General features: G+C 62.4%; 22 protein-coding genes. 11 read left to right on the forward strand and 11 right to left on the reverse strand.

Annotated elements, in window-relative coordinates; translation table 11 throughout:
* The first annotated feature begins 10 nt into the window (after positions 1 to 10).
* The 5 genes from ACZ5RT_RS02555 (at position 11) to ACZ5RT_RS02575 (ending at position 6,042) form a co-directional block, all read left to right on the forward strand.
* Positions 11 to 1,522 (forward strand): tripartite tricarboxylate transporter permease, encoded by a 1,512-nt coding sequence (locus ACZ5RT_RS02555; protein ID WP_464453412.1) that lies wholly within the window; start codon positions 11 to 13, stop codon positions 1,520 to 1,522.
* A 172-nt stretch (positions 1,523 to 1,694) separates the two neighbouring features.
* Entirely contained in the window at positions 1,695 to 2,669 is a 975-nt protein-coding gene (locus ACZ5RT_RS02560; RefSeq protein WP_464453413.1) for a Bug family tripartite tricarboxylate transporter substrate binding protein, read from the forward strand.
* A 1-nt stretch (position 2,670) separates the two neighbouring features.
* Complete coding sequence (locus ACZ5RT_RS02565; protein WP_464453414.1) at positions 2,671 to 4,293, forward strand: gamma-glutamyltransferase family protein; 1,623 nt, start codon at positions 2,671 to 2,673, stop codon at positions 4,291 to 4,293.
* Positions 4,293 to 5,201, forward strand: coding sequence for a DMT family transporter (locus ACZ5RT_RS02570; RefSeq protein WP_291924462.1), 909 nt, complete (start codon positions 4,293 to 4,295; stop codon positions 5,199 to 5,201). The genes ACZ5RT_RS02565 and ACZ5RT_RS02570 overlap by 1 nt, the downstream gene beginning before the upstream one ends.
* A gap of 40 nt (positions 5,202 to 5,241) precedes the next feature.
* Entirely contained in the window at positions 5,242 to 6,042 is an 801-nt protein-coding gene (locus ACZ5RT_RS02575; RefSeq protein ID WP_291924460.1) for an SDR family oxidoreductase, read from the forward strand.
* Positions 6,043 to 6,164: 122 nt separating this feature from the next.
* Here the strand turns inward: ACZ5RT_RS02575 and ACZ5RT_RS02580 are convergent, their stop codons facing one another.
* Positions 6,165 to 7,064 (reverse strand): DMT family transporter, encoded by a 900-nt coding sequence (locus tag ACZ5RT_RS02580; protein WP_291924458.1) that lies wholly within the window; start codon positions 7,062 to 7,064, stop codon positions 6,165 to 6,167.
* Positions 7,065 to 7,187: 123 nt separating this feature from the next.
* Here ACZ5RT_RS02580 and ACZ5RT_RS02585 point away from each other — a divergent pair, with 123 nt between their 5' ends.
* Positions 7,188 to 8,171, forward strand: coding sequence for a quinone oxidoreductase family protein (locus ACZ5RT_RS02585; protein ID WP_108426948.1), 984 nt, complete (start codon positions 7,188 to 7,190; stop codon positions 8,169 to 8,171).
* Positions 8,172 to 8,265: 94 nt separating this feature from the next.
* On the opposite strand, the gene ACZ5RT_RS02590 is transcribed toward ACZ5RT_RS02585, so the two are convergent.
* The 4 genes from ACZ5RT_RS02590 to ACZ5RT_RS02605 all read right to left on the reverse strand — a co-directional run bounded on the left by ACZ5RT_RS02590 (position 8,266) and on the right by ACZ5RT_RS02605 (position 14,160).
* The gene (locus ACZ5RT_RS02590) at positions 8,266 to 9,414 is read right to left on the reverse strand and encodes an aminotransferase class V-fold PLP-dependent enzyme (protein WP_464453415.1); all 1,149 of its coding nucleotides are present in this window, start codon (positions 9,412 to 9,414) and stop codon (positions 8,266 to 8,268) included.
* A gap of 173 nt (positions 9,415 to 9,587) precedes the next feature.
* Positions 9,588 to 10,103, reverse strand: a complete 516-nt coding sequence (gene lspA, locus ACZ5RT_RS02595) for a signal peptidase II (RefSeq protein ID WP_108426946.1) — start codon at positions 10,101 to 10,103, stop codon at positions 9,588 to 9,590.
* 31 nt (positions 10,104 to 10,134) lie between these two features.
* On the reverse strand, positions 10,135 to 12,990 hold the full coding sequence (gene ileS, locus ACZ5RT_RS02600) for an isoleucine--tRNA ligase (protein ID WP_464453416.1): 2,856 nt from the start codon (positions 12,988 to 12,990) through the stop codon (positions 10,135 to 10,137).
* Between the two features lie 132 nt (positions 12,991 to 13,122).
* On the reverse strand, positions 13,123 to 14,160 hold the full coding sequence (locus ACZ5RT_RS02605; protein ID WP_464453417.1) for a bifunctional riboflavin kinase/FAD synthetase: 1,038 nt from the start codon (positions 14,158 to 14,160) through the stop codon (positions 13,123 to 13,125).
* A gap of 181 nt (positions 14,161 to 14,341) precedes the next feature.
* On the opposite strand from ACZ5RT_RS02605, the gene ACZ5RT_RS02610 reads away from it, so the two are divergent.
* Entirely contained in the window at positions 14,342 to 14,899 is a 558-nt protein-coding gene (locus ACZ5RT_RS02610; protein WP_108427148.1) for an HNH endonuclease, read from the forward strand.
* Positions 14,900 to 15,030: 131 nt separating this feature from the next.
* Complete coding sequence (locus tag ACZ5RT_RS02615; protein ID WP_464453418.1) at positions 15,031 to 15,927, forward strand: DNA ligase; 897 nt, start codon at positions 15,031 to 15,033, stop codon at positions 15,925 to 15,927.
* 126 nt (positions 15,928 to 16,053) lie between these two features.
* Here the strand turns inward: ACZ5RT_RS02615 and ACZ5RT_RS02620 are convergent, their stop codons facing one another.
* Positions 16,054 to 17,169, reverse strand: a complete 1,116-nt coding sequence (locus ACZ5RT_RS02620; protein WP_464453419.1) for an acyl-CoA dehydrogenase family protein — start codon at positions 17,167 to 17,169, stop codon at positions 16,054 to 16,056.
* Between the two features lie 10 nt (positions 17,170 to 17,179).
* Positions 17,180 to 18,361, reverse strand: a complete 1,182-nt coding sequence (locus ACZ5RT_RS02625) for an acyl-CoA dehydrogenase family protein (protein WP_108426942.1) — start codon at positions 18,359 to 18,361, stop codon at positions 17,180 to 17,182.
* 118 nt (positions 18,362 to 18,479) lie between these two features.
* Here ACZ5RT_RS02625 and purN point away from each other — a divergent pair, with 118 nt between their 5' ends.
* Positions 18,480 to 19,055 carry a phosphoribosylglycinamide formyltransferase gene (gene purN, locus ACZ5RT_RS02630; protein WP_464453420.1) on the forward strand — a complete coding sequence of 192 codons (576 nt, stop codon included), beginning with the start codon at positions 18,480 to 18,482 and terminating at the stop codon, positions 19,053 to 19,055.
* Here the strand turns inward: purN and ACZ5RT_RS02635 are convergent.
* Complete coding sequence (locus ACZ5RT_RS02635) at positions 19,052 to 19,288, reverse strand: DUF1653 domain-containing protein (RefSeq protein WP_291924441.1); 237 nt, start codon at positions 19,286 to 19,288, stop codon at positions 19,052 to 19,054. The two genes, purN and ACZ5RT_RS02635, sit on opposite strands and share 4 nt — an antisense overlap.
* A gap of 53 nt (positions 19,289 to 19,341) precedes the next feature.
* Between ACZ5RT_RS02635 and ACZ5RT_RS02640 the strand changes: the two genes are divergently transcribed.
* Both ACZ5RT_RS02640 and ACZ5RT_RS02645 read left to right on the forward strand, forming a co-directional pair.
* Entirely contained in the window at positions 19,342 to 20,640 is a 1,299-nt protein-coding gene (locus ACZ5RT_RS02640; protein WP_464453421.1) for an RsmB/NOP family class I SAM-dependent RNA methyltransferase, read from the forward strand.
* 111 nt (positions 20,641 to 20,751) lie between these two features.
* On the forward strand, positions 20,752 to 21,963 hold the full coding sequence (locus ACZ5RT_RS02645) for a DesA family fatty acid desaturase (RefSeq protein WP_291924437.1): 1,212 nt from the start codon (positions 20,752 to 20,754) through the stop codon (positions 21,961 to 21,963).
* 258 nt (positions 21,964 to 22,221) lie between these two features.
* Here ACZ5RT_RS02645 and rpmG read toward each other — a convergent pair whose 3' ends face one another.
* From rpmG to trxB, 3 genes are all read right to left on the reverse strand, one after another.
* A complete protein-coding gene (gene rpmG / locus ACZ5RT_RS02650) occupies positions 22,222 to 22,392 on the reverse strand; it encodes a 50S ribosomal protein L33 (protein ID WP_006298735.1) in 171 nt (56 codons plus the stop codon).
* A gap of 26 nt (positions 22,393 to 22,418) precedes the next feature.
* Positions 22,419 to 22,652: a 50S ribosomal protein L28 gene (rpmB, locus tag ACZ5RT_RS02655; RefSeq protein WP_108426937.1), complete on the reverse strand. Its 234-nt coding sequence runs from the start codon at positions 22,650 to 22,652 to the stop codon at positions 22,419 to 22,421.
* 355 nt (positions 22,653 to 23,007) lie between these two features.
* Positions 23,008 to 23,967: a thioredoxin-disulfide reductase gene (gene trxB, locus ACZ5RT_RS02660; protein WP_108426936.1), complete on the reverse strand. Its 960-nt coding sequence runs from the start codon at positions 23,965 to 23,967 to the stop codon at positions 23,008 to 23,010.
* Positions 23,968 to 24,106: the final 139 nt, after the last annotated feature.

Raw genomic sequence — 24,106 nt, forward strand, 5'->3', positions numbered from 1 at the left:
GAAATAATTCATGGAACTGTTTGACAACCTCGCCCTCGGTTTTGGGGTGGCTTTCACCTTTCAAAACCTGATTTACGCCTTCATCGGCTGTCTGCTGGGCACCCTGATCGGCGTTTTGCCCGGTGTGGGCCCTGTGGCGACCATTGCCATGCTGCTGCCTGCCACCTACGCGCTGCCCCCCGTGGCTGCGCTGATCATGTTGGCCGGTATTTACTACGGCGCCCAATACGGTGGTTCGACCACCGCGATTTTGGTGAACCTGCCGGGTGAAGCTTCCTCGGTCGTGACCATGATCGACGGCTACCAGATGGCCCGCAAAGGCCGTGCCGGTCCTGCTTTGGCAGCGGCGGGTCTGGGTTCTTTCTTTGCCGGTTGCGTGGGCACCTTGATTTTGGCGGCCTTCGCTGGCCCCCTGACCGAAGTGGCCTTCAAGTTCGGCCCTGCCGAATATTTTTCGCTGATGGTCTTGGGCCTGATCGGTGCCGTGGTGCTGGCTTCGGGTTCCCTGATCAAGGCCGTGGGCATGATCGTGCTCGGCCTGTTGATGGGTCTGATCGGTACCGACGTGAACTCGGGTGTGGCCCGTTTCAGCTTCGACATTCCTGAGCTGACCGATGGTGTGGGCTTCATCACCATCGCGATGGGCGTGTTCGGTTACGGCGAGATCATCTCCAACCTGTCCAAGCCTGAGGAAGACCGCGAAGTCTTCACCGCCAAAGTGACGGGCCTGATGCCCAACGCCGAAGACTTCAAGAACATGGTACCTGCCGTGTTGCGTGGTACCGCCTTGGGTTCGGCCCTGGGTATCCTGCCCGGTGGTGGTGCCTTGTTGGCAGCTTTTGCGGCCTACACCATCGAGAAGAAAACCAAACTTCGCCCCGGCGAAGTGCCTTTTGGTCAGGGCAACATCCGTGGCGTGGCCTCGCCCGAGTCGGCCAACAACTCGGCTTCGCAAACCTCCTTCATCCCCTTGCTGACCTTGGGCATCCCGCCCAACGCCGTGATGGCCTTGATGGTGGGTGCGATGACCATCCACAACATCCAGCCTGGCCCTCAGGTGATGACCAGCAACCCCGAGCTGTTCTGGGGTCTGATCGCCTCGATGTGGATCGGCAACGCGATGCTGATCATCCTGAACCTGCCGCTGATCGGCATCTGGATCAAGCTGCTGACGGTGCCTTACCGCTGGTTGTTCCCGGCCATCGTGCTGTTCTGCGCGATCGGGGTGTACTCGACCAACAACAACACCTGGGACATCTGGATGGTGGCCATGTTCGGTGTGGTGGGCTACACCTTCATCAAACTCGGCATGGAGCCCGCGCCTTTGCTGTTGGGCTTCATTCTGGGCCCGATGATGGAAGAAAACCTGCGCCGTGCCATGCTCTTGTCGCGTGGCGACTGGAGCGTGTTCGTCACGCGTCCCTTGTCGGCAAGTTTGCTGGCGGCGGCTTTGTTGCTGCTGATCATCGTGACGCTGCCGTCCATCAAGTCCAAACGCGAAGAGGCTTTCGTCGAAGACTGATGGCTTGGACCTGACCGCAGTCAACGGCCTCTTCGGAGGCCGTTGTTTTTGGTGGCTGCAATTCGTGTTCAGGCTGCGTGGTCTTGTCACTTGGGCGCAGCGCTGGCGTACGGCGTCTGCCAAAATGGTCTGTTCAATATTTGGCAAATTGGTCCCTTGGAGGAGTGTTCCCATGGAAAAAAGAAATTGGCTCCGCAGCCTGTGCGCTTCAGCGCTTGTCCTGCTGGTTTGGGGCGGTGCGCAAGCCCAGAATTACCCGACCAAACCTGTGCGTTTGATCGTGCCCTTCCCGGCGGGCGGGGCCACCGATTTGTTTGCCCGCACGCTGTCCCAAAAACTGAGCGAAAAAATGGGCGCTTCCCTGGTGGTGGAAAACCGCCCGGGTGCTGGCGGCACACTGGGCTCCGACCTGGCGGCCAAGGCCAGCCCCGATGGCTACACCTTGCTGCTGTCCACCTCCAGCACCCACTCGATCGGCCCCAATTTGAACCCGCGCATGCCCTACGACGCGGTCAAGGATTTCACCCCCATCAGCCAGGTGGGCAATGCGCCCAGCATCATGCTGGTGCCCAACAGCTCTCCGGCCAAAACGGTCAAGGAGTGGATCGACTACGCCAAAAAGAACCCCGGCCGTTTGAACTACGCATCGAGCGGCAACGGCACCATCGTGCAGTTGTCGGCGGAGCTGTTCAAGGCGCAGGCCGATCTGTTTGTCGTGCACATCCCCTACAAGGGCACAGCCTTGGCCATTCCCGATCTGGTCAGTGGCAAGGTCGATGTGCTGTTTGACAGCTTGCCCACCGGGCTGCCGCATGTCCGCGATGGCCGTTTGCGTGCCTTGGGTGTGACCACCCTCAAACCCACCGCTTTGGCGCCTGGCGTCCCCCCTATTGCCGATGTCCTGCCGGGTTACGAGTCCAACACCTGGTTTGGTTTGTTTGGCCCCAAAGGCTTGCCACCCGAAGTGGTGAGCCGTGTGAACACGGCGGCCAACCAAGTACTGCAGGACCCGGAAGTCATCGACAAGCTGCAACGCCTGGGCATTGAGGCCGTGGGTGGCACACCTGCACAGTTCACCGCCATGCTGGCCAAGGAGTCGGCCAAGTGGAAAAAGATCATCACCGAACGCAAGATCACTTTGGAATGACATGAACTTCGACTACCAGTTCCCCTACACCAGCACCCGCTTGCCGCTGTTTGCGCGCAATGTGGTCTCCACCTCGCACCCGCTGGCCGCGCAAGCAGGCTTGCGCATGATGCTCAAGGGCGGCAACGCGGTCGATGCCGCCATCGCCGCTGCCGCCGTGATCACCCTGACCGAGCCCGTGAGCTGCGGCTTGGGTTCGGACGCGTTTGCCATTCTCTGGGACGGCCAAGAGCTGCACGGCCTGAATTCCTCCGGCCCCGCGCCTGCGACCTGGACGCCCGAATACTTTCACCGCAAATACGGCGCCGAGACCAAAACACCGCCCAAGCGTGGCTTTGACTCGGTCACCGTGCCCGGCGCGGTGGCCGGGTGGGTGGCTTTGAGTGAGCGCTTTGGCAAACTGCCTTTTGCCGACCTGCTGGAGCCCGCCATCGAAGTGGCCGAGCGCGGTTATTTGATTCCCGTGGTGGTGCAGCAAAAGTGGGCTGCGGCCACACCCGAGCTGCAGTCGCAGCCCGGCTTTGCGCAAAGCTTTTTGCCTTGGGGCCGTGCGCCGCAAGTGGGCGAGTTGTTCCAGTTCAAGAACGCGGCGCGGGGCCTCAAGGCCATTGCCGCCACCAAAGGCCAGGCGCTTTATGGCGGTGAGATCGCCGAAGCCATTGAGCGTTTTGCCAAAGACAACGGCGGCAGCATCACGGCCAAAGACCTGGCCGACTTCAAGCCCGAGTGGGTCAAGCCCATGGCGCAAGACTACCGGGGCTACACCTTGCACGAGATCCCGCCCAACGGCCAAGGCATTGCCGCGCTGATCGCACTGGGTATCCTGTCCAATTTCGATTTGGCCAGTCACAAGGTGGACAGCGCCGACTCGCAACACCTTCAGATCGAAGCCATGAAGCTGGCTTTTGCCGACGTGTACCGCTACGTGGCCGACCCGCGCTTCATGGAGCTGCCGCCCGAGCAAATGCTGGACCCGGCCTATCTGGCCAGCCGCGCCAAGCTGATCGACATGAAAAAGGCGCAAGACTTCAAGGCGGGCAACCCGGTCAAGGGCGGCACGATTTACCTCACGGCCGCCGACGAAAACGGCATGATGATCAGCTTCATCCAGAGCAACTACATGGGCTTTGGTTCGGGCGTGGTCGAGCCGACTTACGGCATCAGCCTGCAAAACCGGGGTCACGGTTTCAGCACCGATTTGAAGGGCCAAAACCCTGCCAATTTGGTGTTGCCCGGCAAGCGCCCCTTCCAGACCATCATCCCGGCTTTCCTCACCAAAGACGGTCAGCCTGTGATGAGCTATGGCGTGATGGGCGGCAACATGCAGCCGCAAGGGCACATGCAAACCCTGGTGCGCATGCTCGACTACGGGCAGAACCCGCAAGCGGCTTGCGACGCACCGCGCTGGCGCTTCAACACGGGCCTGAACATCAACGTCGAAGCGGCGATGAATGGCGCCACCGTGCAGGAGCTGATCGCCCGTGGCCACCAGCTCGACATCATCAACGACTCCTACCAGGACTTTGGTGCAGGCCAGTTCATCTGGCGCATGGGTGACCCGGCCGTGCAGGGCTATCAGGTGGCCAGCGATCCGCGCCGCGATGGGCAGGCGGTGGGCTTTTGATGGCGGTGAGCCCAGCGCCGCAACTGAGCACAGGACTTTTGCTGGCGATGGCTGGCTCCATCGCATTCAGCGGCAAGGCCATCATCGTCAAGCTGGCTTACCGCCATGGTGTGGATGCGGTGACCTTGGTCATGTACCGCATGCTGTTTGCATTGCCCTGGTTTGTGCTCATGGCCTGGTGGGCCGGGCGTGGCAAAGCGGCCTTGACCCGGCGCGACTGGCTGGGCGTGGTGGGTTTGGGCTTTTGTGGTTATTACCTGTCGAGCTTTCTGGACTTCTGGGGGCTCGAGTACATCAGCGCCTCGCTCGAGCGCTTGATCCTTTACCTCAACCCCACCTTGGTCCTGGTGCTGGGTTGGGTGCTGTTCAAGAAGCGCATCACACACCGCCAAGGCGTGGCCATGGCCATCAGCTATGCCGGGGTGTTGTTGGTGTTTGGTCATGAAGTCAGTCTGGCCGGAACGCATGCCGCGCTGGGGGCGTTTTTGGTGCTGCTCAGTGCCATCACCTATGCCACCTACCTGACCTACAGCGGGCAGATGGTGCAGCGCCTGGGGGCCTTGCGCCTGGCCGGGCTGGCCACCACCGTGGCCTGTTTTTTCTGCATTCTGCAGTTTGCGCTGCTCAAGCCGATGGCCAGTGCCCAGGTGCCCGAACAGGTGCTGTGGCTGTCTTTGTTGAACGCCATCGCCTGCACGGTGCTGCCGGTACTTCTGGTCATGATGGCGATCGAACGCATCGGGCCGGGGCTCACCGCGCAAACCGGCATGATCGGCCCCATGTCCACCTTGTTGATGGGCGTGTGGTTGCTGGACGAACCCTTTAACATCTGGATCATTGCCGGGACCTTGCTGGTCTTGAGCGGTGTGTTTTGGGTCACGCGGCCTGCTGGCCGTGTACCGTCATGAGGCCGTGGGCCGCACAACATCAACTTTTTTGGAGATTGACATGGATTTGGGCATCGCAGGCAAATGGGCTTTGGTCGGTGGCGCAAGCAAAGGCTTGGGCTGGGGTTGTGCACGGGCCTTGGCGCTGGAAGGCGTGAATGTGGTCATGGTGGCACGCGGCGCCGAGGTGCTGAACAAGGCCGTGGACGACTTGCGTGCCGAAACAGGCGGCAAGGTTCAGCTGATCGGCGTGGCGGTGGACATCACCACCGAAGCTGGCCGCGAAGCCATCTGGAATGTGCCCGGCGGCCCCGGCAAGGACTATGACATCGTGGTCACCAACGCAGGTGGCCCGCCTCCCGGCGACTTCCGCGACTGGAATCGCGAGGCCTGGATCAAGGCGATCGATGCCAACATGCTCACGCCCATCGAACTCATCAAAGCCACGGTGGACCGCATGGCTGCCCGTGGTTTTGGCCGCATCGTGAACATCACCTCCAGCGCCGTCAAAGCGCCCATCGACGTGTTGGGCCTGTCCAACGGTGCCCGCAGTGGCCTCACGGGTTTTGTGGCCGGGGCTTCACGCAGCGCCATCGCCGCCAAAGGCGTCACCATCAACAACCTGCTGCCCGGTAAATTCGACACCGACCGCATCCGCTCGACCCTGCCCGCCATGGCGCAAAAGGTGGGCAAGACGGTGGAAGAGCTGCGTGCGATCCAGCAAGCGCAAATCCCGGCGGGCCGTTATGGCAACCCGCAGGAGTTTGGTGCGATCTGCGCCTTTCTGTGCAGCCAGCATGCGGCTTACATGACGGGCCAGAACGTGCTGGCCGATGGTGGGTCTTACGCCGGGACGTTTTAAGTCCGGGTGCCTTGTCCGGGTTCAGACATTCGGCTGCAGGGGCAGCCTTCCAAAGAAACCCGGCGTGTCATCCCTTTGTGGGGTCGAGCCCCTGCTTGCGAATCTCAGCTGGCAGCGTGCTTTCAATGCCGGGATGACACCCAAATGCCACCGATGATCAGCGCAAACGCCAGCGCGTGAAACAGCTGTGGCAGCTCGCCCAGAAATGCCGCCGAGAAGATGGCCGCGAACAGCGGTGTGAGGTTGGCAAAAAAGCCCGCCACTGCGGGGCCTGCCCGCTGGATGCCGAGGCCCCAGCAGCGGTAGGCCAGCACGGCCGGGCCAATGGCCACAAAAGCCAAGGCGCTGATCAGTGGCCAACCCCAGGTGATGTGGGCATCCGTCAGCCCCCACTCCAGGCCCGCGAACAGGCCGGACCAGGCCAGGCCAAACACCACCTGCGCGAGCAAGAATGCGGCCCAGTCTTGGCGAATCGCTTCGGGCTCGTCCCTGCGGCTGAGCAGCCAGCTGTACCAGGACCAACACGCCACGGCCAGCAAGATGAATAAATCGCCAATCACCAGGCGCACGGCCAAAAGCTGCGCCCAGTCGCCTCGCGACAGCACCACCAGCACGCCCACGATCGACAGCGCCGCGCCATACACCTGGGCGCGGCGCACCGGAGCCTGAAAAAACAGCGCCCCGATGGCCAGCATCCAGACCGGTCCACTGGCGGCCACCAAGGTCACATTCAGTGGGGTGGAGGTTTGCAGGGCCAGGTATTGCAGCGCGTTGTAGCAGCCCACGCCCAGCAAGCTGAGCAAGGCAAAACGCCGCCAGTGGGGCCACAGCCCACTGCTGCGGCGCAAAACCCAGGAAGCCAGCGGCAACAAAATCACGAAGGCCACGGCCCAGCGCAAGAGGTTGAGCGTGATGGGCGGCACCAGGGTGTTGACCAAACGGCCAATGACCGCGTTGCCAGCCCACAGCAGGGGGGGCACGGTCAGCATCAAGGCCGTGCCGGGAGAGAGTTTTTGGGACATGCGGCACTGTATCGGCATTCGGGTTTTCCCGCTGTCGCCGATCTGTCCCCACCCTGAACGCCCGCTCGTGATTCGTGGCAAAGTCACGCATCGTTTGCTTTCACACTTTCAGGAGAAATTCCCATGACCCTTGCAGTCCAGATCGATCAACACGGTGGTCCCGAAGTCATGAAGCTGGTCGATGTGACCGTGGGCGAACCCGGTCCTGGCGAGATCCGCATTCGCCACAAGGCCATCGGCCTGAACTTCATCGACGTTTACCAGCGCAGCGGCTTGTACCAGCTGCCCATGCCGCTCAAGCTGGGCATGGAAGCCTCGGGTGTGGTCGAGGCCGTGGGCGAAGGCGTCACGCACCTGAAGGTGGGTGACCGCGCCGCCTATGCCAGCCAGCCACCCGGCAGCTACTGCGAAGTGCGTGTCATGCCCGCCAAGTGCGTGTGTAAATTGCCCGACGCGATCTCGTTCGAGACGGGCGCGGCCATGATGCTCAAGGGCCTGACAGCCCAATATTTGCTCAAGCGCACGCTGCCCCAGGGCGGCTTGAAAGCAGGTGACTTTGTGCTGTTCCATGCCGCCGCTGGCGGTGTGGGTTTGATCGCGTGCCAGTGGGCCAAGGCTTTGGGCTTGCGCCTGATCGGCACGGCAGGCAGTGATGCCAAGTGCGCACTGGCCAAAGCCAATGGCGCCGAGTTCTGCATCAACTACGCCACCGAAGACTTCCAGGCCAAGGTCAAAGAGATCACGGGCGGCGCGGGCGTGAAGGTGGTCTACGACTCGGTGGGCAAAGACACTTGGGACAAGTCGCTCGACTGCCTGGCCCCGTTTGGCCTGATGGCCAGCTTTGGCAATGCCTCAGGCCCTGTGCCGCCGTTCCCCCCTGGCATCCTGGGCAACAAGGGTTCGATCTATGTGACACGCCAGACCTTGTTCAGCCACATCACCACCCGCGAAAACACCCAGGCCATGGCCGATGAACTGTTCGAGGCAGTGACCAGCGGCAAGGTCAAGATCCACATCGAACAGACCTTCCCCTTGGCACAGATCCAGGAAGCCCACAAGGCACTGGAAGCCCGCAAGACCACGGGTTGCACCATCATCACTTTGTGATGGTCGGGGTGTTGGCGCTGTCCAGCGTCGGCCCAAAATGAAAAAAAACCGCTGCCCTCAGGGCAGCGGTTTTTTATTGGGCGATTGACCTGAATCAGGCCGCCAACTTGGCCTTCGGCGCAATGGTTTCCAGCGCATCGCGCAGGTGCTGCAGCGTGCGTGGCACCTGGTGCCACTTGTCCAGACCGAACAGGCCCATGCGGAAGGTGCGGAAGTCGGCGGGTTCGTCGCACTGCAGGGGAACCCCTGCGGCCGTCTGCAGACCCAAGGCCAGGAACTTCTTGCTGCTCTGGATCTCGGGGTCGGTGGTGTAGCTCACCACCACACCGGGGGCTTCGAAGCCGGGCGCGGCCACGCTGGGGAAGCCGTGCTCCAGCAGCAAGGCGCGCACTGCGCGGCCCAGCGCCATTTGCTCTTCGCGCACCTTGGCAAAGCCGTAGGCCTCGGTTTCCAGCATGGCTTCCTGCAGGCGCTGCAGTGCGTCGGTGGGCAAGGTGGTGTGGTACATGTGGCCACCGCCTTCGTAGGTCTCCATCACCTGCAGCCATTTTTTGAGGTCCATGGCGAAGGTGGTGCTGGTGGTGTTGTCGATGGCCTTACGGGCGCGTTCGCTCATCATGACCATGGCGCAGCAAGGTGAGCTGCTCCAGCCTTTTTGCGGGGCGCTGATCAGCACATCCACGCCTGTGGCCTTCATGTCCACCCACATCGCGCCCGAGGCGATGCAGTCCAGCACAAACAGGCCGCCCACGGCATGCACCGCATCGGCCACGGCCTTGAGGTAATCGTCGGGCAGGATCATGCCGGCCGCGGTTTCGACGTGGGGGGCAAACACCAAGGCGGGTTTTTCGGCGGCAATGGCAGCGGTCACTTCGGCGATCGGGGCAGGAGCCCAGGCCGCTTGCGCGCCGTCTGCGATGCGGCGGGCTTTGAGCACGCTGTGGCTCTTGGGGATCTGGCCCATGTCAAAAATCTGCGTCCAGCGGAAGCTGAACCAGCCGTTGCGGATCACCATCACATGCTGGCCAGTAGCGAACTGGCGGGCCACCGACTCCATGCCGAAGGTGCCGCTGCCGGGGACCAGTGCGACCGAGTGCGCGCCGTAGACGGTTTTGAGCATGCGCGAGATGTCGGTCATCACGCCGCCAAAGCGTTTGGACATGTGGTTCAGGGCGCGATCGGTGTAGACCACCGAAAACTCAAGCAGGCCATCGGGGTCGATGTGGGGCAGCAATCCGGGCATGGGGATCTCCGTGTTTTTCAATCAGGTCGACCAGCTTACATGAGATCTGGCCGTTGTGGGTGTTGGCCACCGGGCGGTGCAGATGGCCTCATCAGTCGCTTCGTGCCAGCAAATCGGCCATCCGCAGCGCCCATTGGCCAACTCGGTGGGGTTGAAGGTGCAGGCGGTGTGGCTCAACGCCCGCGCCGGACCCGCAAAATTTCGTCCAGGATCAGCAGGGCCGCACCCACGCTGATGCCGCTGTCGGCCACATTGAAGGCCGGGAAGTGCCAGCCACCCCAGTAGAAGTCCAGAAAGTCGACCACGTAGCCGTGCAGCAGGCGGTCGATCACATTGCCAATGGCTCCGCCCAGGATGAGCGCGATGGCCAGGCAAAAGAGTTTTTGGCCCGCGTGCGAGCGCAGCATCCAGACCATGAAAAGGGCCGCCACCACGCCGATGCCGGTGAAAAACCAGCGCTGCCAGCCGCCTGCTCCCGCCAGAAACGAAAACGCCGCGCCATGGTTGTGCACCCGCACCAGGTTGAAAAACGAGGTGATGGGCGTGCTGTCGCCCAGCTGAAAGGCGCCCAGCACCAGCACCTTGGTGAACTGGTCGATCAACAGCACCAAGAGGGCGATGCCCAGCCACAGCGCCATGCCGGGGCTTTTGCCGGAGCCGCCTTTGCCGAATTTTCTGGAGCTGGCCATGGGTTTGCCTTGTGTGGTGGGTGCTTGAACTTCAGGCGACCTGGCGGGTTTCGCCCGCGCCGTGCAGGTTGCTGATGCAGCGGCCGCAAATGGTGGGGTGGGCGGCATCAACACCCACGTCGTCCGCGTAGTGCCAGCAGCGCTCGCATTTGGTGGCTTGGCTGGGCGTCACTTGCACGGCCAATGCATCGCCCGCCTGCACAGTGACTTTGGAGGTGATGAACACGAACTTGATGTCCGCGCCCAGGCTGGCCAGCAAGGCGTGGTCAGCGGCAGGCGCGGTGAGCGTGATCTCGGCTTGCAGCGAGGCCCCCACCTGGCCAGCAGAGCGCAGGTTTTCGATGTCCTTGTTCACCAGGTCGCGGATTTCGCGGATGCGGGCCCATTTGGTGAGCAACGCGGCATCGGCCGCACCGAAGTCGCTGAAGGTTTCCAGGAAGATGGACTCCGACTGGCCAAAGGTGCTCCAGGCTTCTTCGGCGGTGAAGGACAGGAAGGGTGCCATCCAGCGCAGCATGCCGTGGGTGATGCGGTAGAGCGCGGTTTGCGCACTGCGGCGGGCCAGCGACTTGGGGGCGGTGGTGTACAGGCGGTCTTTCAGCACATCCAGGTAGAACGCGCCCAGGTCTTCCGAGCAGTAGATCTGCAGCTTGGAGACCACGGGGTGGAACTCGTACTTGTCGAAGTGGGTGCGGATGTCGGCCTGCAACTCGGCGGCGCGGGCCAGGGCAAAGCGGTCGATTTCCAGCAGCTGGTCGTCGGGCACGGCATCAAGCGCCGGGTCGAAGTCGCTCACGTTGGCCAGCAGGAAGCGCAGCGTGTTGCGGATGCGGCGGTAGGCGTCGACCACGCGGGCCAGGATTTTGTCGTCGATGTTCAGGTCGCCCGAGTAATCGGTGGACGCCACCCACAGGCGCACGATTTCAGCGCCCATTTTGCTGGTCACGGTTTGCGGGTCCACCGTGTTGCCCAAACTCTTGCTCATCTTGCGGCCCTGGCCATCGGTGGCAAAGCCGTGGGTCAAGAGGCCCCGGTAAGGGGCGCGGTCGTACAGGGCGCAGCCCAGCAAGAGCGAAGAGTGGAACCAGCCGCGGTGCTGGTCGTGGCCTTCCAGGTACAGGTCGGCCTCAGGACCTTCGTTGTGGAAGGGCGGCACGCCGTAAGCGTCCTTGTGGCTGCCGCGCAGCACATGCTGGAAGGTGGAACCGGAGTCGAACCAGACCTCCAGGATGTCGGTGCTCTTGGTGTAGTGGGGCGCGTCTTGTGCGCCCAGCATCTCTTCCACCGTCACGCGGCTCCAGGCTTCGATACCGCCTTTTTCCACGATGTCGGCGGCCTGGTCCAGGATCTCCATGGTGCGCGGGTGCAGCTCGCCGCTGTCCTTGTGCAGGAAGAAGGGCACAGGCACGCCCCATGAGCGCTGGCGCGAGATGCACCAGTCCGGGCGGTTGGCGATCATGTCGCGCAGGCGGGATTTGCCGTTTTCGGGGTAGAACTGGGTTTGCTCGATGGCGTCGAGCGCCAGCTGGCGCAGGGTTTTGGGCGCTTTGTCCTTCGTGAACACACCCTCGCCCTCGTCCATGCGCACAAACCACTGGGCGGCGGCGCGGTAGATGACGGGCGTTTTGTGACGCCAGCAGTGCGGGTAGCTGTGGGTGATGGTCACGGTGGACAGCAAGCGGCCCGCGCCCCGCAGGGCGTCCAGGATGACCGGAATGGCTTTCCAGATGTGCAGGCCGCCGAACAGGGGGAAGTCGGCCGCGTAGGTGCCATTGCCTTGCACCGGGTTCAGGATGTCGTCGTACTTCAGGCCGTTGGCGATGCAGGAGTTGAAGTCGTCCACGCCGTATGCGGGCGAGGAGTGGACCAGGCCTGTGCCGTCGCTGTCGCTGACGTATTCGGCCAGGTACACGGGCGACAGGCGCTTGTAGCCCTCGTCCACGTCGTACAAGGGGTGGCGGAAGTTCAGGCCGCCCAGCGCCGTGCCTTTGGCGGTGGCCAGCACCGTGCCGCCTTGCAGGCCAAAGCGCTCCAGGCATTTGTCCACCAGCGATTCGGCCAGCACCAGGCAGCCCTTGTCGGTTTGCACCAGCGCATAGGTCAGCTCGGGGTGGGCGTTCAGGGCCTGGTTGGCGGGGATGGTCCAGGCGGTGGTGGTCCAGATCACGGCAAAGCCGCTTTGGCCCGCGGGCAGTGCCGTCAAGCCAAAGGCGGCAGCGAGCTTGGCCGCGTCATCGGTTTCAAAGGCCACGTCCAGCGTGTCGCTTTGCTTGTCCTGGTATTCGATTTCGAACTCGGCCAGCGAAGAGCCACAGTCAAAGCACCAGTACACGGGCTTGAGGCCCCGGTACACAAAGCCGCGCTCGATCACGCGCTTGAAGGCACGGATTTCACCGGCTTCGTTGGCCGGGTCCATGGTGCGGTAGGGGCGCTCCCAGTCGCCCAGCACGCCCAGGCGCTTGAAGTCTTCGCGCTGCTGGCTGATTTGCTCGGTGGCAAAGGCGCGGCTCTTGGCCTGCATGTCGTCACGGCTCAGGTTACGGCCGTGCAGTTTTTCAATCGCGTTTTCGATCGGCAGGCCGTGGCAGTCCCAGCCAGGGATGTATTGCGCGTCAAAGCCAGCGAGCTGCTTGGACTTGACGATCATGTCCTTGAGCACCTTGTTGAGCGCGTGGCCGATGTGCAGCTTGCCATTGGCGTAGGGCGGGCCGTCGTGCAGCACGAACAGCGGGGCACCCTGGCGCGCGGCGCGCAGTTTTTTGTACAGACCGCCGTCGTTCCAGTCTTTGACCCAGCCCGGCTCGCGCTTGGGCAGGTCGCCGCGCATCGGGAAGGGGGTGTCCATCATGTTGATGCGGGTGTCGGGGTTCTGGGTTTTGTCGGTCATGGTGCGTCGGGTCGAGAGGGCTTCGACAAGCTCAGCCCGAGCGGCGGGCCGTTCGGAGAGATCAAGAGGGGGTGGGCCGTGGAGGTCGTTCGCCCTGAGCCTGTCGAAGGGCAGCAAACGAGGGCCGGAGCGTCAAATTCGGTCGCGGGTGGTTTGGCGGCTGGTTTCACCATGGCGGGAGGCAAACCACGCTTGTGCATCGTCGCAGTCTTTGGCAATGCCCTGAGTCAGGGCGTCCAGACCGTCGTATTTGAGCTCGTCGTGTAATTTATGCAGCAAGTCCACGCGGATGATTTTACCGTAGCCCCCCTCGGCCCCCAGATGGGCGGGCCAGTCGAAGGCGTGGGTCTCGAGCAGCACGCGGCCGCCGTTCACGTCATGAGGGTCCAGCGAGGGGCGGATGCCCAGATTGGCCACGCCCCGCAGGGCCTGTTCGGCCAGGCCATGCACCTGCACCACAAAGATGCCGCTGGCGGCGGGTTTCCAGTGCGAGAAACGCAAATTCAACGTCCGAAAGCCGTCGCCAGCGCCTTGCGCTGTGGCGGCCAACTCGCGGCCGAGCTTGCGCCCATGCACCACATGGCCGCTGATGCTGTAGGGGCGGCCCAGCAGAGCGGCCACGTCCTGCATGCGGCCCTGGCCCAAGGCCTCGCGCACGGCCGAGCTGGACACGCGCAGGCCATGCACCTCGTAGCTGTTCATGCGGGCCACGTCAAAGCCCAGGCGCTGGCCTGCGGCGTCGAGCATGGCGTAGTCGCCCGCGCGTTTCGCGCCAAAGCGGAAATCGTCGCCCACCAGCACGTAGCGCACGCCCAGGCCCCTGACCAGCACTTGCTGGATGAAGTCTTCGGGCGACTGGCTGGCCAGCCGTGCATCAAAAGGCAGCACCACCACCTGGTCGACGCCACAGCGCTCGAGTTCCTGCAACTTGTCGCGCAGCGTGGCGATGCGGGCCGGGGCCAGATCGGGCTTGTTCAGCGCCCTGGCAAAGTAGTCACGGGGGTGGGGCTCGAAGGTCATCACGCAGCTGGGCACGCCGCGGTGCGCGGCTTCGCTGCGCAACAGCGCCAGCATGGCCTGGTGGCCACGGTGTACACCGTCGAAGTTGCCAATGGTCAGAGCGCAGGCGGGGGCCAAGTCGGGGTGGTGGAAGCCTCGGAAAACCTTCATGTCGCTGCTCATGTCCTGCCTGTGCGCTGGGCAAGCGCCAGCTTTCACGGATTTGTCAATGTAAGAGGGTATATTGTGACTGAGCCCGATTCCCCAGCGGTGGCACCCCAGCGCTCGGGGCCCAATCGAGACGGAACTTTTCGTGTCAGTGGTTTTTTTGAACTGTTGGATGGAGGCGTCTGTGAAGGTTTTGAAACTCTCGGCCCAAGGCTTGCCGCAATCGTGGATCACGCTGGAGCAGGCGGTCACGCATTACGCGGCCGATGAGGTGCGTTGGGAAGCGGGTCAGCAAGTGGCCGTTTTTCATGGCGGACACAACGCGCTCACCGGGCAGCAATCCATCATCACCGTCAACAGCATCATCGGCACCCAGGGCGTGCCCCGCATCAACCCGTTTGACATGCGCCCGGGCCTCACCAACACCAAACTCTTTGTGCGCGACCGCAACCTGTGCGCGTATTGCGGTGGGCATTTCCACGAGTCGGTGTTGACCCGTGAACACATCGTGCCCCTGTGCCAGAACGGTCCCGACCACTGGATGAACGTGGTCACGGCTTGCCGCTCCTGCAACCACCGCAAAAGCAGCCGCACGCCCGAACAAGCCAAGATGCCTTTGCTGTACGCGCCCTATGTGCCCAGCCTGTGGGAGGACTTCATCTTGCGCAACCGCCGCATCCTGGCAGACCAGATGGCGTTTTTGATGGCACATGTCCCCAAGAATTCGCGTTTGATGGCCTGAACGGGCAGCTTGGTCACGCGGCTTGCGTTGGCGGGCAAAGCGCCGCATCATCACTTCCTTTAAACAAAAGACCTCATTCCTGCTGGCTCTCAAGGCCATGCCAGGTGTTGGGGCGTTCAGGGAGACCGACCATGCCTCAGCCTTTGACATCCGGCCTCAGCCCGAGCCGTCGCGCCAGCTTGTCGGCGCTGCTGCTGTCGCCCTGGCTCTTGCCCCATGTCGGCGCACAGGCCTTGGGGCCGGTTCAGTCTGGGGGATCGCATGGCGTTCAGCTGGCCATGCCTTGGCCTCCAGGACGATCTCCGCAAGGTTTTCTGGTGAGTGAGAAATTCGACGGCGTTCGGGCCGTCTGGGATGGGCAGGTCTTGCGTTTTCGCAGTGGCCGTATGCTGGCGGCCCCCACTTGGTTCTTGTCGGCCTTGCCCCGGGTGGCGCTCGACGGCGAGCTGTGGATGGCGCGCGGGGCGTTTGACCGGCTCTCAGGTGTGGTGCGTCAGACCGAACCCGACGACGAGGCCTGGCGGGCGGTGAAGTACCTGGTGTTTGACGCGCCTGGCCATGCCGCCCCGTTTGCGCAGCGGGTGGCTTTTGTGCAATCCACACTGGCGCAAGCGCAGCAGCCCTGGCTGATGCCCGTGGCGCAGCGCGAGGTGAGCGACGCCCGCACTTTGCAAGCGCTTTTGCAGGAGACAGTGCGGCAAGGCGGCGAGGGGCTGATGCTGCACCGTGCCGATGCCCTGTGGCAGCCCGGCCGCAGCGATGCGCTCTTCAAGCTCAAGCCCGAGCCTGACGAAGAGGGCTTGGTGGTGGGGTACCAGGCGGGCAAAGGGCGTTTGGCGGGCATCACCGGGGCTTTGTTGGTGCAGATGCCTTCGGGTCAGCGCTTTGCCTTGGGGTCTGGATTGAGCGATGCTCAGCGTCGCAACCCGCCGCCCGTGGGGGCCTGGGTGACTTACCGTTACCGCGAACGCACACCTTCGGGCTTGCCGCGCTTTGCTTCTTTTTTGCGGGTGCGGGAGGCGGAGTGAGGCGCAGTCAAAAAGTGAGGTCGTCTGTGGGAGCGAGCCCCTGCTCGCGAATGTGTGCACGCGATACGGCATGCATTCGGCCGCAGGGGCAGCCTCCCACAGACCCACCAAGGCCTGAGGTTTCCCTCAGGCGAACACGCCAGCGGTTTCCTGCATGCGGGCCGACACTTCGCCCAGCTGGTGCAGGGTGTCACCAAAGGTCATGTCCAGCTGCGTCAATTTCTTGAAGTAGTGGCTCACGATGTACTCGTCGGTGACGGCAATGCCGCCATGCAGCTGCACCGCTTGCTGGCCGATGAAGCGCATGGACACGCCCAGTTGGTACTTGGCACGGGCCAGGGCGCGGCGGCGCTCGTCGGCGGGCGCGTGCAGCTTGAGGCTGGCGTAATAGCTCATCGAGCGGCCCAACTCCAGCTGCATCTTCATGTCGGCCACGCGGTGGCGCAGGGCCTGGAAGCTGGCAATCGCCACCCCAAACTGCTTGCGCGTGTTCATGTAGTCCACGGTGATGGCCATGGTTTTGTCCATCACGCCCACGGCTTCGGCGCAGGTGCAGGCGATGCCGATGTCCACGGCTTCTTCCAAAGCGCTCAGGCCGTTCAGGGTGATCAGCTGCGCGGGGGCTTGCTTGAGCACGACTTCGGCAGCGCGTGAGCCGTCTTGCGTGCCGTAGGCCTGGGTGCTCACACCGCTGGCGCTGCGCTCGACCAAAAACAGGGCGATCTGGCCGTTCACGGTGGCGGGCACCACAAAGGCATCGGCCTGGTCACCCACAGCCACCACGCTCTTGGTGCCGGTCACCAACCATGCACCGTTCGATTCGGTGGCTTGTGCCGCGCAGCGGCCGAGTTGGTAACGGGCGCCGCGCTCTTGCTGCGCCAGCACCACGATGGCTTCGCCTGCCGCGATGCGCGGCAACCAAGCGGCTTGCAGGGCAGCCGGGGCGTGGGTTTGCAGCGTGGCGCTGGTGATCAGGGTTTGGGTCAGCGGTTCGAGCACGATGCCGCGGCCGAGCTCTTCCATGGCGACCATGGCTTCGGTGGGGCCCATGCCCATCCCGCCGTGCTCTTCGCTCACATACAGGCCCGTCAGGCCCAGCTCGGCCATTTCGCCGTAAGCAGCGCGGTCAAAACCGCCTGCAGCGACGATGGCGCGGCGGCGGTCAAAGTCGTAGCCCTTGTCCACCCATTTGCGCACCGCGTCGCGCAGTTGTTCCTGGTCGTCAGAAAAATCGAAATCCATGTGTGTCTCCTTAACCCAGAACTGTCTGGGCGACGATGTTGCGTTGCACTTCGTTGCTGCCGCCGTAAATGGTGGTCTTGCGCATGTTGAAGTAGTTGGCGGCCAGGGGGGCGTTGGCCAGCGTGCCGCCTGGGAAGTTGCCTTGCCAGCCTGCGTCCATGGCTTCGAAGATGAAGGGCAGGGCAAAGGGGCCAGCGGCCTGCATCATCAGCTCGGTGTAGCGTTGCTGGATCTCGCTGCCCTTGATCTTCAAGAGGCCTGCGATGTCGAGCGAGTTCTTGCCGGATTTTTCGGCCGACAAGACGCGCAGCACCAGCATCTCCAGCGCCACGATGTCGACTTCGAGCTTGGCGATTTCGTCGCGGAAGCGCAGGTCGTCGTACACGCCTTCGGTTTTGGCGATGCGCTTCAAGCGCTCCAGCTCACGCTTGGCGCGGTTCACGTCGGCGATGTTGGTGCGCTCGTGGGCCAGCAGGTGTTTGGCGTAGTTCCAGCCCTTGTTTTCTTCGCCGATCAGGTTTTCGGCGGGCACTTCGACGTTGTCAAACCAGACTTCGTTGACTTCACACTCGCCGTCCAGCAGCTTGATGGGGCGCACGGTGATGCCGGGCGACTTCATGTCGATCAACAAGAAGGAGATGCCGGTCTGCGGCTTGCCTTCGGTGCTGGTGCGCACCAGGCAGAAGATCCACTCGCCGTATTGGCCCAGGGTGGTCCAGGTTTTCTGGCCGTTGACGATGTATTTGTCGCCCACGCGCTCGGCGCGGGTTTTGAGCGAGGCCAGGTCCGAGCCGGAGCCCGGCTCGCTGTAGCCCTGGCTCCACCAGACTTCGCCGCTGGCGATGCCGGGCAAAAAGCGTTTTTGCTGCTCGGCGTTGCCAAAAGCCATGATCACGGGGGCCACCATCACCGGGCCAAAAGGCACGACGCGGGGGGCACCCGCCAGGGCGCATTCTTCTTCGAACAAATGTTTTTGCACGGCGGTCCAGCCCGGGCCGCCAAACTGCGTGGGCCAGCCCCAGCCCAGCCAGCCTTTTTTGCCCAAAATCTTGGCCCAGCGCTGCATGTCGTCACGCGTCAGGCGCATGGCGTTGTGCACTTTGTGCGAAATGTCAGCGGGCAAGTTTGCCTTGACCCAGGTGCGAATCTCGTCGCGGAAAGCTAGCTCTTCGGGGGTGAATGCCAAATCCATGGGGTTTTCTCTCAAAATCAAACGACCGTGCTTTTTATCACGCGCAGGCCGATCCGGCATGTCCTTGGTGCGACAAATGTCGGCAGACCCGGGGCCTGCAGGGATAATCCAGCCCTTCATGAGAAACATCGTCATTCTGATTTCGGGCTCGGGCTCCAACATGGCCGCCATCGTGCGTGCCGCAGAGCAGGGCCGCTGGGCCCAACGCTTGAACGCCCGGGTGGCTGCCGTGCTCAGCAACCGGGCCGATGCCCCGGGCCTGGCTTTCGCCCAAGACCACGGCATCGCGACCCAGGTGCTCGACCACAAGGCCTTTGCCAGCCGCGAAGACTTTGATGCGGCCCTGATGGCCGAGATCGACCGGCATGCGCCCGCTTTGGTGGTGCTGGCGGGCTTCATGCGCATCCTGACCCCCGGTTTTGTGGCCCATTACGCCGGGCGCTTGCTCAACATCCACCCGTCCTTGTTGCCTGCTTTCCCGGGGCTGAACACGCACCAGCGGGCGATCGATGCCGGTTGCCGTTTTGCCGGGGCCACGGTGCACCAGGTCACGGCCGAGCTGGACCATGGCAGCATCCTGGCGCAGGCGGTGGTGCCAGTGCTACCGGACGACACCCCTGACACTTTGGCGGCGCGTGTGCTCAGCCAAGAGCACCTGATTTATCCGCAGGCGATTGCTCAGTTTTTGGCTTAATCGCCGATGCGTTCAAAGCGCGGTTGCACTTTTCCATTGAACTCGCCCACTTCGGTAAACATGGCCGCAGGCCTGACCCACAGGCCTTGCTCGCCATAGAGCGCCTGGTACAGCGTCATGGGCTGCAGGTCTTCGCTGTGGCGCACGGTGCCCAGCACGCGGTATTGGCCGCCTTTGTAATGGCGGTACAGACCTTGGGGCGTTTCGATCAGGGGTGGCAAATCTTCGGTCATGGCTTTGTGCTTGAGGTTTGAGACGGGCCAGCGGAATGGGACAATACGCCCCTATGCATCCAAAAGCCCTTTTAGACGCCTGCGCCGATCTGGTCAGGCTGGTCCTCCAATTTGAACATCCCGCCGACGCCGTGGTGTCGCGCTATTTCCGCGAACACCGCTCGCTGGGCCCACGCGAACGCGCCACTTTGGCCGAAACCGCTTTTGCCGTGCTGCGCAAAAAGCTGCTGTTTGAGCAGCTGGCCCGCTCGGGCACCGGCGCCAAAGAGCGCAAGCTGGCGATTTTGGGCTTTTTTGGCCCGCGCGATTTTCTGGCCTCTGCGCTCAACGACACCGAGAAAAAATGGCTCGCCACTTGTGATGCCATCCCGGCCGACGCCTTGATGGCCCCGCACCGCCACAACCTGCCCGACTGGATGGCGCAAGCCCTGCAAGCCCAGTTGGGCGAGGATTTTTGGGACTTGGCCGAGCATTTGCAGCAGCCTGGCACGCTGGACTTGCGCGTGAACATGCTGCAAGCCAAACGCAGCGACATCCAGAAAGAGCTGGCACAAGCGGGCATCGCTTCCGAGCCCACGCCTTACTCGCCTTGGGGTTTGCGTCTGCAAGGCAAACCCGCTTTGCAAAAGACCGATGCCTTCACCCGGGGTGCGATTGAAGTGCAGGATGAGGGGTCGCAGCTGCTGGCCTTGCTGGTGGATGCGCACCGGGGCGAGATGGTGGTGGACTTTTGTGCGGGTGCGGGCGGCAAAACGCTGGCGCTGGGCGCGGCCATGCGCAGCACGGGCCGTTTGTACGCGTTTGACGTTTCGGGCCACCGCCTCGATGCCCTCAAACCCCGCATGGCCCGCAGCGGCTTGTCGAATGTGCACCCGGCGGCCATTGCGCACGAGCGCGATGAGCGCGTGAAACGCCTGTCTGGCAAGATCGACCGCGTGCTGGTCGATGCACCCTGCTCGGGCCTGGGCACCTTGCGCCGCAATCCTGACTTGAAATGGCGGCAAAAACCCCAAGCTGTGCAAGAGCTGACTGAAAAGCAGCAAGCCATCCTGCAAAGTGCTTCCCGGATGGTCAAGTCGGGCGGTCGCCTGGTGTATGCCACCTGCAGTGTGTTGCCTGAGGAAAACGAACGGATTGCGCAAGCTTTCAGTGCCGCCAACCCGGACTTTGTCCCTTTGAATGTGGCCCAGGAACTCGACAGGCTCAAAGTGCCCCACGCCGCCAGCCTGTGCTCACCGGCCCCCTCGGGCGATGCCAGCCCCGATGCCCCGCCTGCCGGCACATTCCTGAGGCTTTGGCCCCATCGCCATGCGACGGACGGATTTTTCGCTGCAGCTTGGGTCAGAAAGTGAATTTTCTGTTTCATTCTGTTTGAAAACGGTCGAAACAGCTGTCCTTTTGGGGCTGGAAAACTTAAAATCAACAAATTGCCTGAAATCAGGCGTCAGTAGAAAGACGAACTCATGTTGTTGCCTGATTGGGCTTTTCTCGATGCAATCATTCATTGGATGGGCCATGGCCTGTTCGATTTGGCTTGGTGGCAAATGGTGTTGATCACCTTGGGCCTGACCCACATCACCATCGCCAGCGTCACCATTTTCCTGCACCGTCACCAGGCGCACCGCGCCTTGGACCTGCACGCCATTCCCTCGCACTTTTTCCGTTTCTGGCTGTGGTTGACCACCGGCCAGGTGACCAAGGAGTGGGCGGCCATCCACCGCAAGCACCACGCCAAGTGCGAGCAGGCCGAAGACCCCCACAGCCCGCATGTGCATGGCATCAAGACCGTGTTGTTCACCGGGGCCGAGCTGTACCGCAAGGAATCCAAGAACAAGGAAACCCTGCAGCGCTACGGCCACGGCACGCCCGACGACTGGATCGAGCGCAACCTCTACACCCGCTTTTCCTGGCAAGGTGTGGCCCTGATGCTGATCATCGACGTGGCGCTGTTTGGCTTCATCGGTCTGACCGTTTGGGCCGTGCAAATGGCCTGGATCCCGATCACCGCCGCCGGCATCATCAATGGCGCGGCGCACTACTGGGGTTACCGCAACTTTGAGGCGCACGACGCCAGCACCAACATTTCGCCCTGGGGCATCCTGATCGGTGGCGAAGAGTTGCACAACAACCACCACACCTACCCCACTTCGGCCAAGCTGTCGGTCAAGCCCTACGAGTTCGACATCGGCTGGTTGTACATCCGCACCCTGGAAACGCTGGGTTTGGCCACCGTCAAGAAGACGCCGCCCCGCTTGGCTTATGGTGACATTCGCCCTGTGGCCGACGAGAAGACGCTGGAAGCCCTGATCGCCAACCGTTACGAAGTGATGGCCGGTTACGCCCGCAACGTGAAAACCGTCATGCAGCAAGAAGCCAGCAAGATCAAACTGGATGCCCATGCCCTGAAGACGGCGCAACGCTGGTTGCACCGCGATGCGGCTAAAGTCCCTGCGTCTGCTCAAGCCCAGCTCAAGCAAGCCCGCGCCGCGAGCCCCGTGCTCGACAAAATGGTGCAAATGCGTGAAGAGCTCAGCCAGATTTGGCTGAACACCTCGCACTCACGCGAGCAACTGGCCGCCGATTTGCAAGCCTGGTGCCGCCGCGCCGAAGAAAGCGGCATCGCCGCCTTGCGCGACTTCTCGGTCAAGTTGCGTGCCGTGCGCCAAGCGGCCTGATCTTTGCCAGCAGTCGTTCCCAAAAGGGCCTTCGGGCCCTTTTGTTTTGGATCGGGTAGTGATACCGGCGCGCACTTGTCATACCCGCGCATGCGGGTATCCATGCCGGTCGAAGGCTCTTAGGCCCGGGTTGGTATGGCCATTGATGTGCCGCAGCTGGCAGTGCGAAGCTGCACAGAGTGCCACATTCGCCCATTTCAGGCATAAAAAAACCCGCTGCATGAACAGCGGGTTTTTTGTTGCAAGGCTCAGGCCGAATCACTTCAGCTTGATTTCCTTGTATTCCACGTGCTTGCGAGCTTTGGGGTCGAACTTCATGATCGACATTTTCTCGGGCATGGTTTTCTTGTTTTTGCTGGTCGTGTAGAAGTGACCAGTGCCAGCTGTGGATTCCAGCTTGATTTTTTCGCGTCCGCCTTTGGTTGCCATGGTAGATGACTCCTAATGTTCTGGGTTTAGGCTTGACCGCGTTCGCGCAGGTCAGCGAGAACGGCATCGATGCCATTTTTATCGATCAGGCGCAGAGCGGCGCTGGAGACGCGCAGACGCACCCAACGGTTTTCGCTCTCGACCCAGAAACGACGGTATTGCAGGTTCGGCAGGAACCGGCGCTTGGTTTTGTTGTTGGCGTGGGAAACGTTGTTCCCGGTCATTGGGCCTTTGCCCGTTACGTCGCAAACGCGTGCCATGTGGACACTCCGATACTTTTCAAACAGCCGGTGCCGATGGGCCTCATGCAGATTTGCATGGGGCCTGGCGTTCCAGCCTCACCTCGCCAAGATGGGTGGCGGTATCCCAGATCGCTGGCTCCGTGATCCCGAATGACAACCCGGGCAGTTCCAGCAAAGCCTTGAATTATAGCCAGAAAGCGGGGGCTTTTTTGTTGAACGCCTTGAAGCCTGGGGAGTTTTGCCCTTGGTGGGTGGGCGCAGGGGGGTGCCTTCCGGGGTTCAGAAGGCGCTTCGCTTGGCCACATCACCCCGGCAGGCACCCCCCTGCACCCATTTGCAATCCGTTGGCAGGAAAACTCAGGTCCGCAAGGCGTTAACCGTTGTGCTGTTCCAGAAAACGCTGCGCATCGAGCGCGGCCATGCAGCCCGTGCCTGCGCTGGTGATGGCCTGGCGGTAGACGTGGTCTTGCACGTCACCCGCAGCGAACACGCCCGGCACCGAGGTCTGGGTGGCAAAGCCTTTGAGGCCGCTTTGGGTCACGATGTAGCCGTTTTCGAGCTCCAGCTGGCCCTGGAAGATGTCGGTGTTGGGGGCGTGGCCAATGGCGATGAAGCAGCCCTTGAGTTCGACGTCGTGCAGGGAGCCATCTTTGGTGCTTTTCAGGCGAACGCCAGTCACTCCCGAAGCGTCGCCCAGCACTTCTTCCAGGGTCTGGAAGGTTTTGAGCTCGATCTTGCCAGCGGCGACCTTCTCCATGAGCTTGTCGACCAAGATGGGCTCGGCCTTGAACTTGTCGCGGCGGTGGATCAAATAGACCTTGCTGGCGATGTTGGACAGGTACAGGGCTTCTTCGACGGCGGTGTTGCCGCCACCCACGACGCAGCAGACCTGGTCGCGGTAGAAGAAGCCATCGCAGGTGGCGCAGCCGCTCACGCCGCGGCCCATGAAGGCAGTTTCAGAGGGCAGACCCAGGTATTTGGCCGATGCGCCCGTGGCGATGATCAGGCTGTCGCAGGTGTAGGTGCCGCTGTCACCGATCAGGGTGAAGGGGCGTTGCTCCAGCTTGACGGTGTGGATGTGGTCAAACACGATTTCGGTGTTGAAGCGCTCGGCATGCTCCTGAAAGCGTTGCATCAGGTCCGGGCCTTGCACGCCGTGCACGTCGGCGGGCCAGTTGTCCACTTCGGTGGTGGTCATGAGCTGGCCACCCTGGGCCATGCCGGTGATCAGCAGAGGTTTCAGGTTGGCGCGGGCGGCGTAGACGGCGGCGGTGTAGCCGGCAGGGCCGGAGCCCAGAATCAGGACTTGGGCGTGTTTGGCAGAGGCAGACATGGTGAGCGATCAGGTTGGGCGGTCGGTTGAAAGGAAAGCCAGTGCAATGCACCGAATCGTCTGATTGTAAGAAACCGTCAAAGACAAAGCGCAAAGAGGTCTTGCGCCTGCGCTGTCCGCGGTCTGGATGGGGCCTGAT

The sequence above is a fragment of the Limnohabitans sp. TEGF003 genome, from assembly GCF_055395455.1.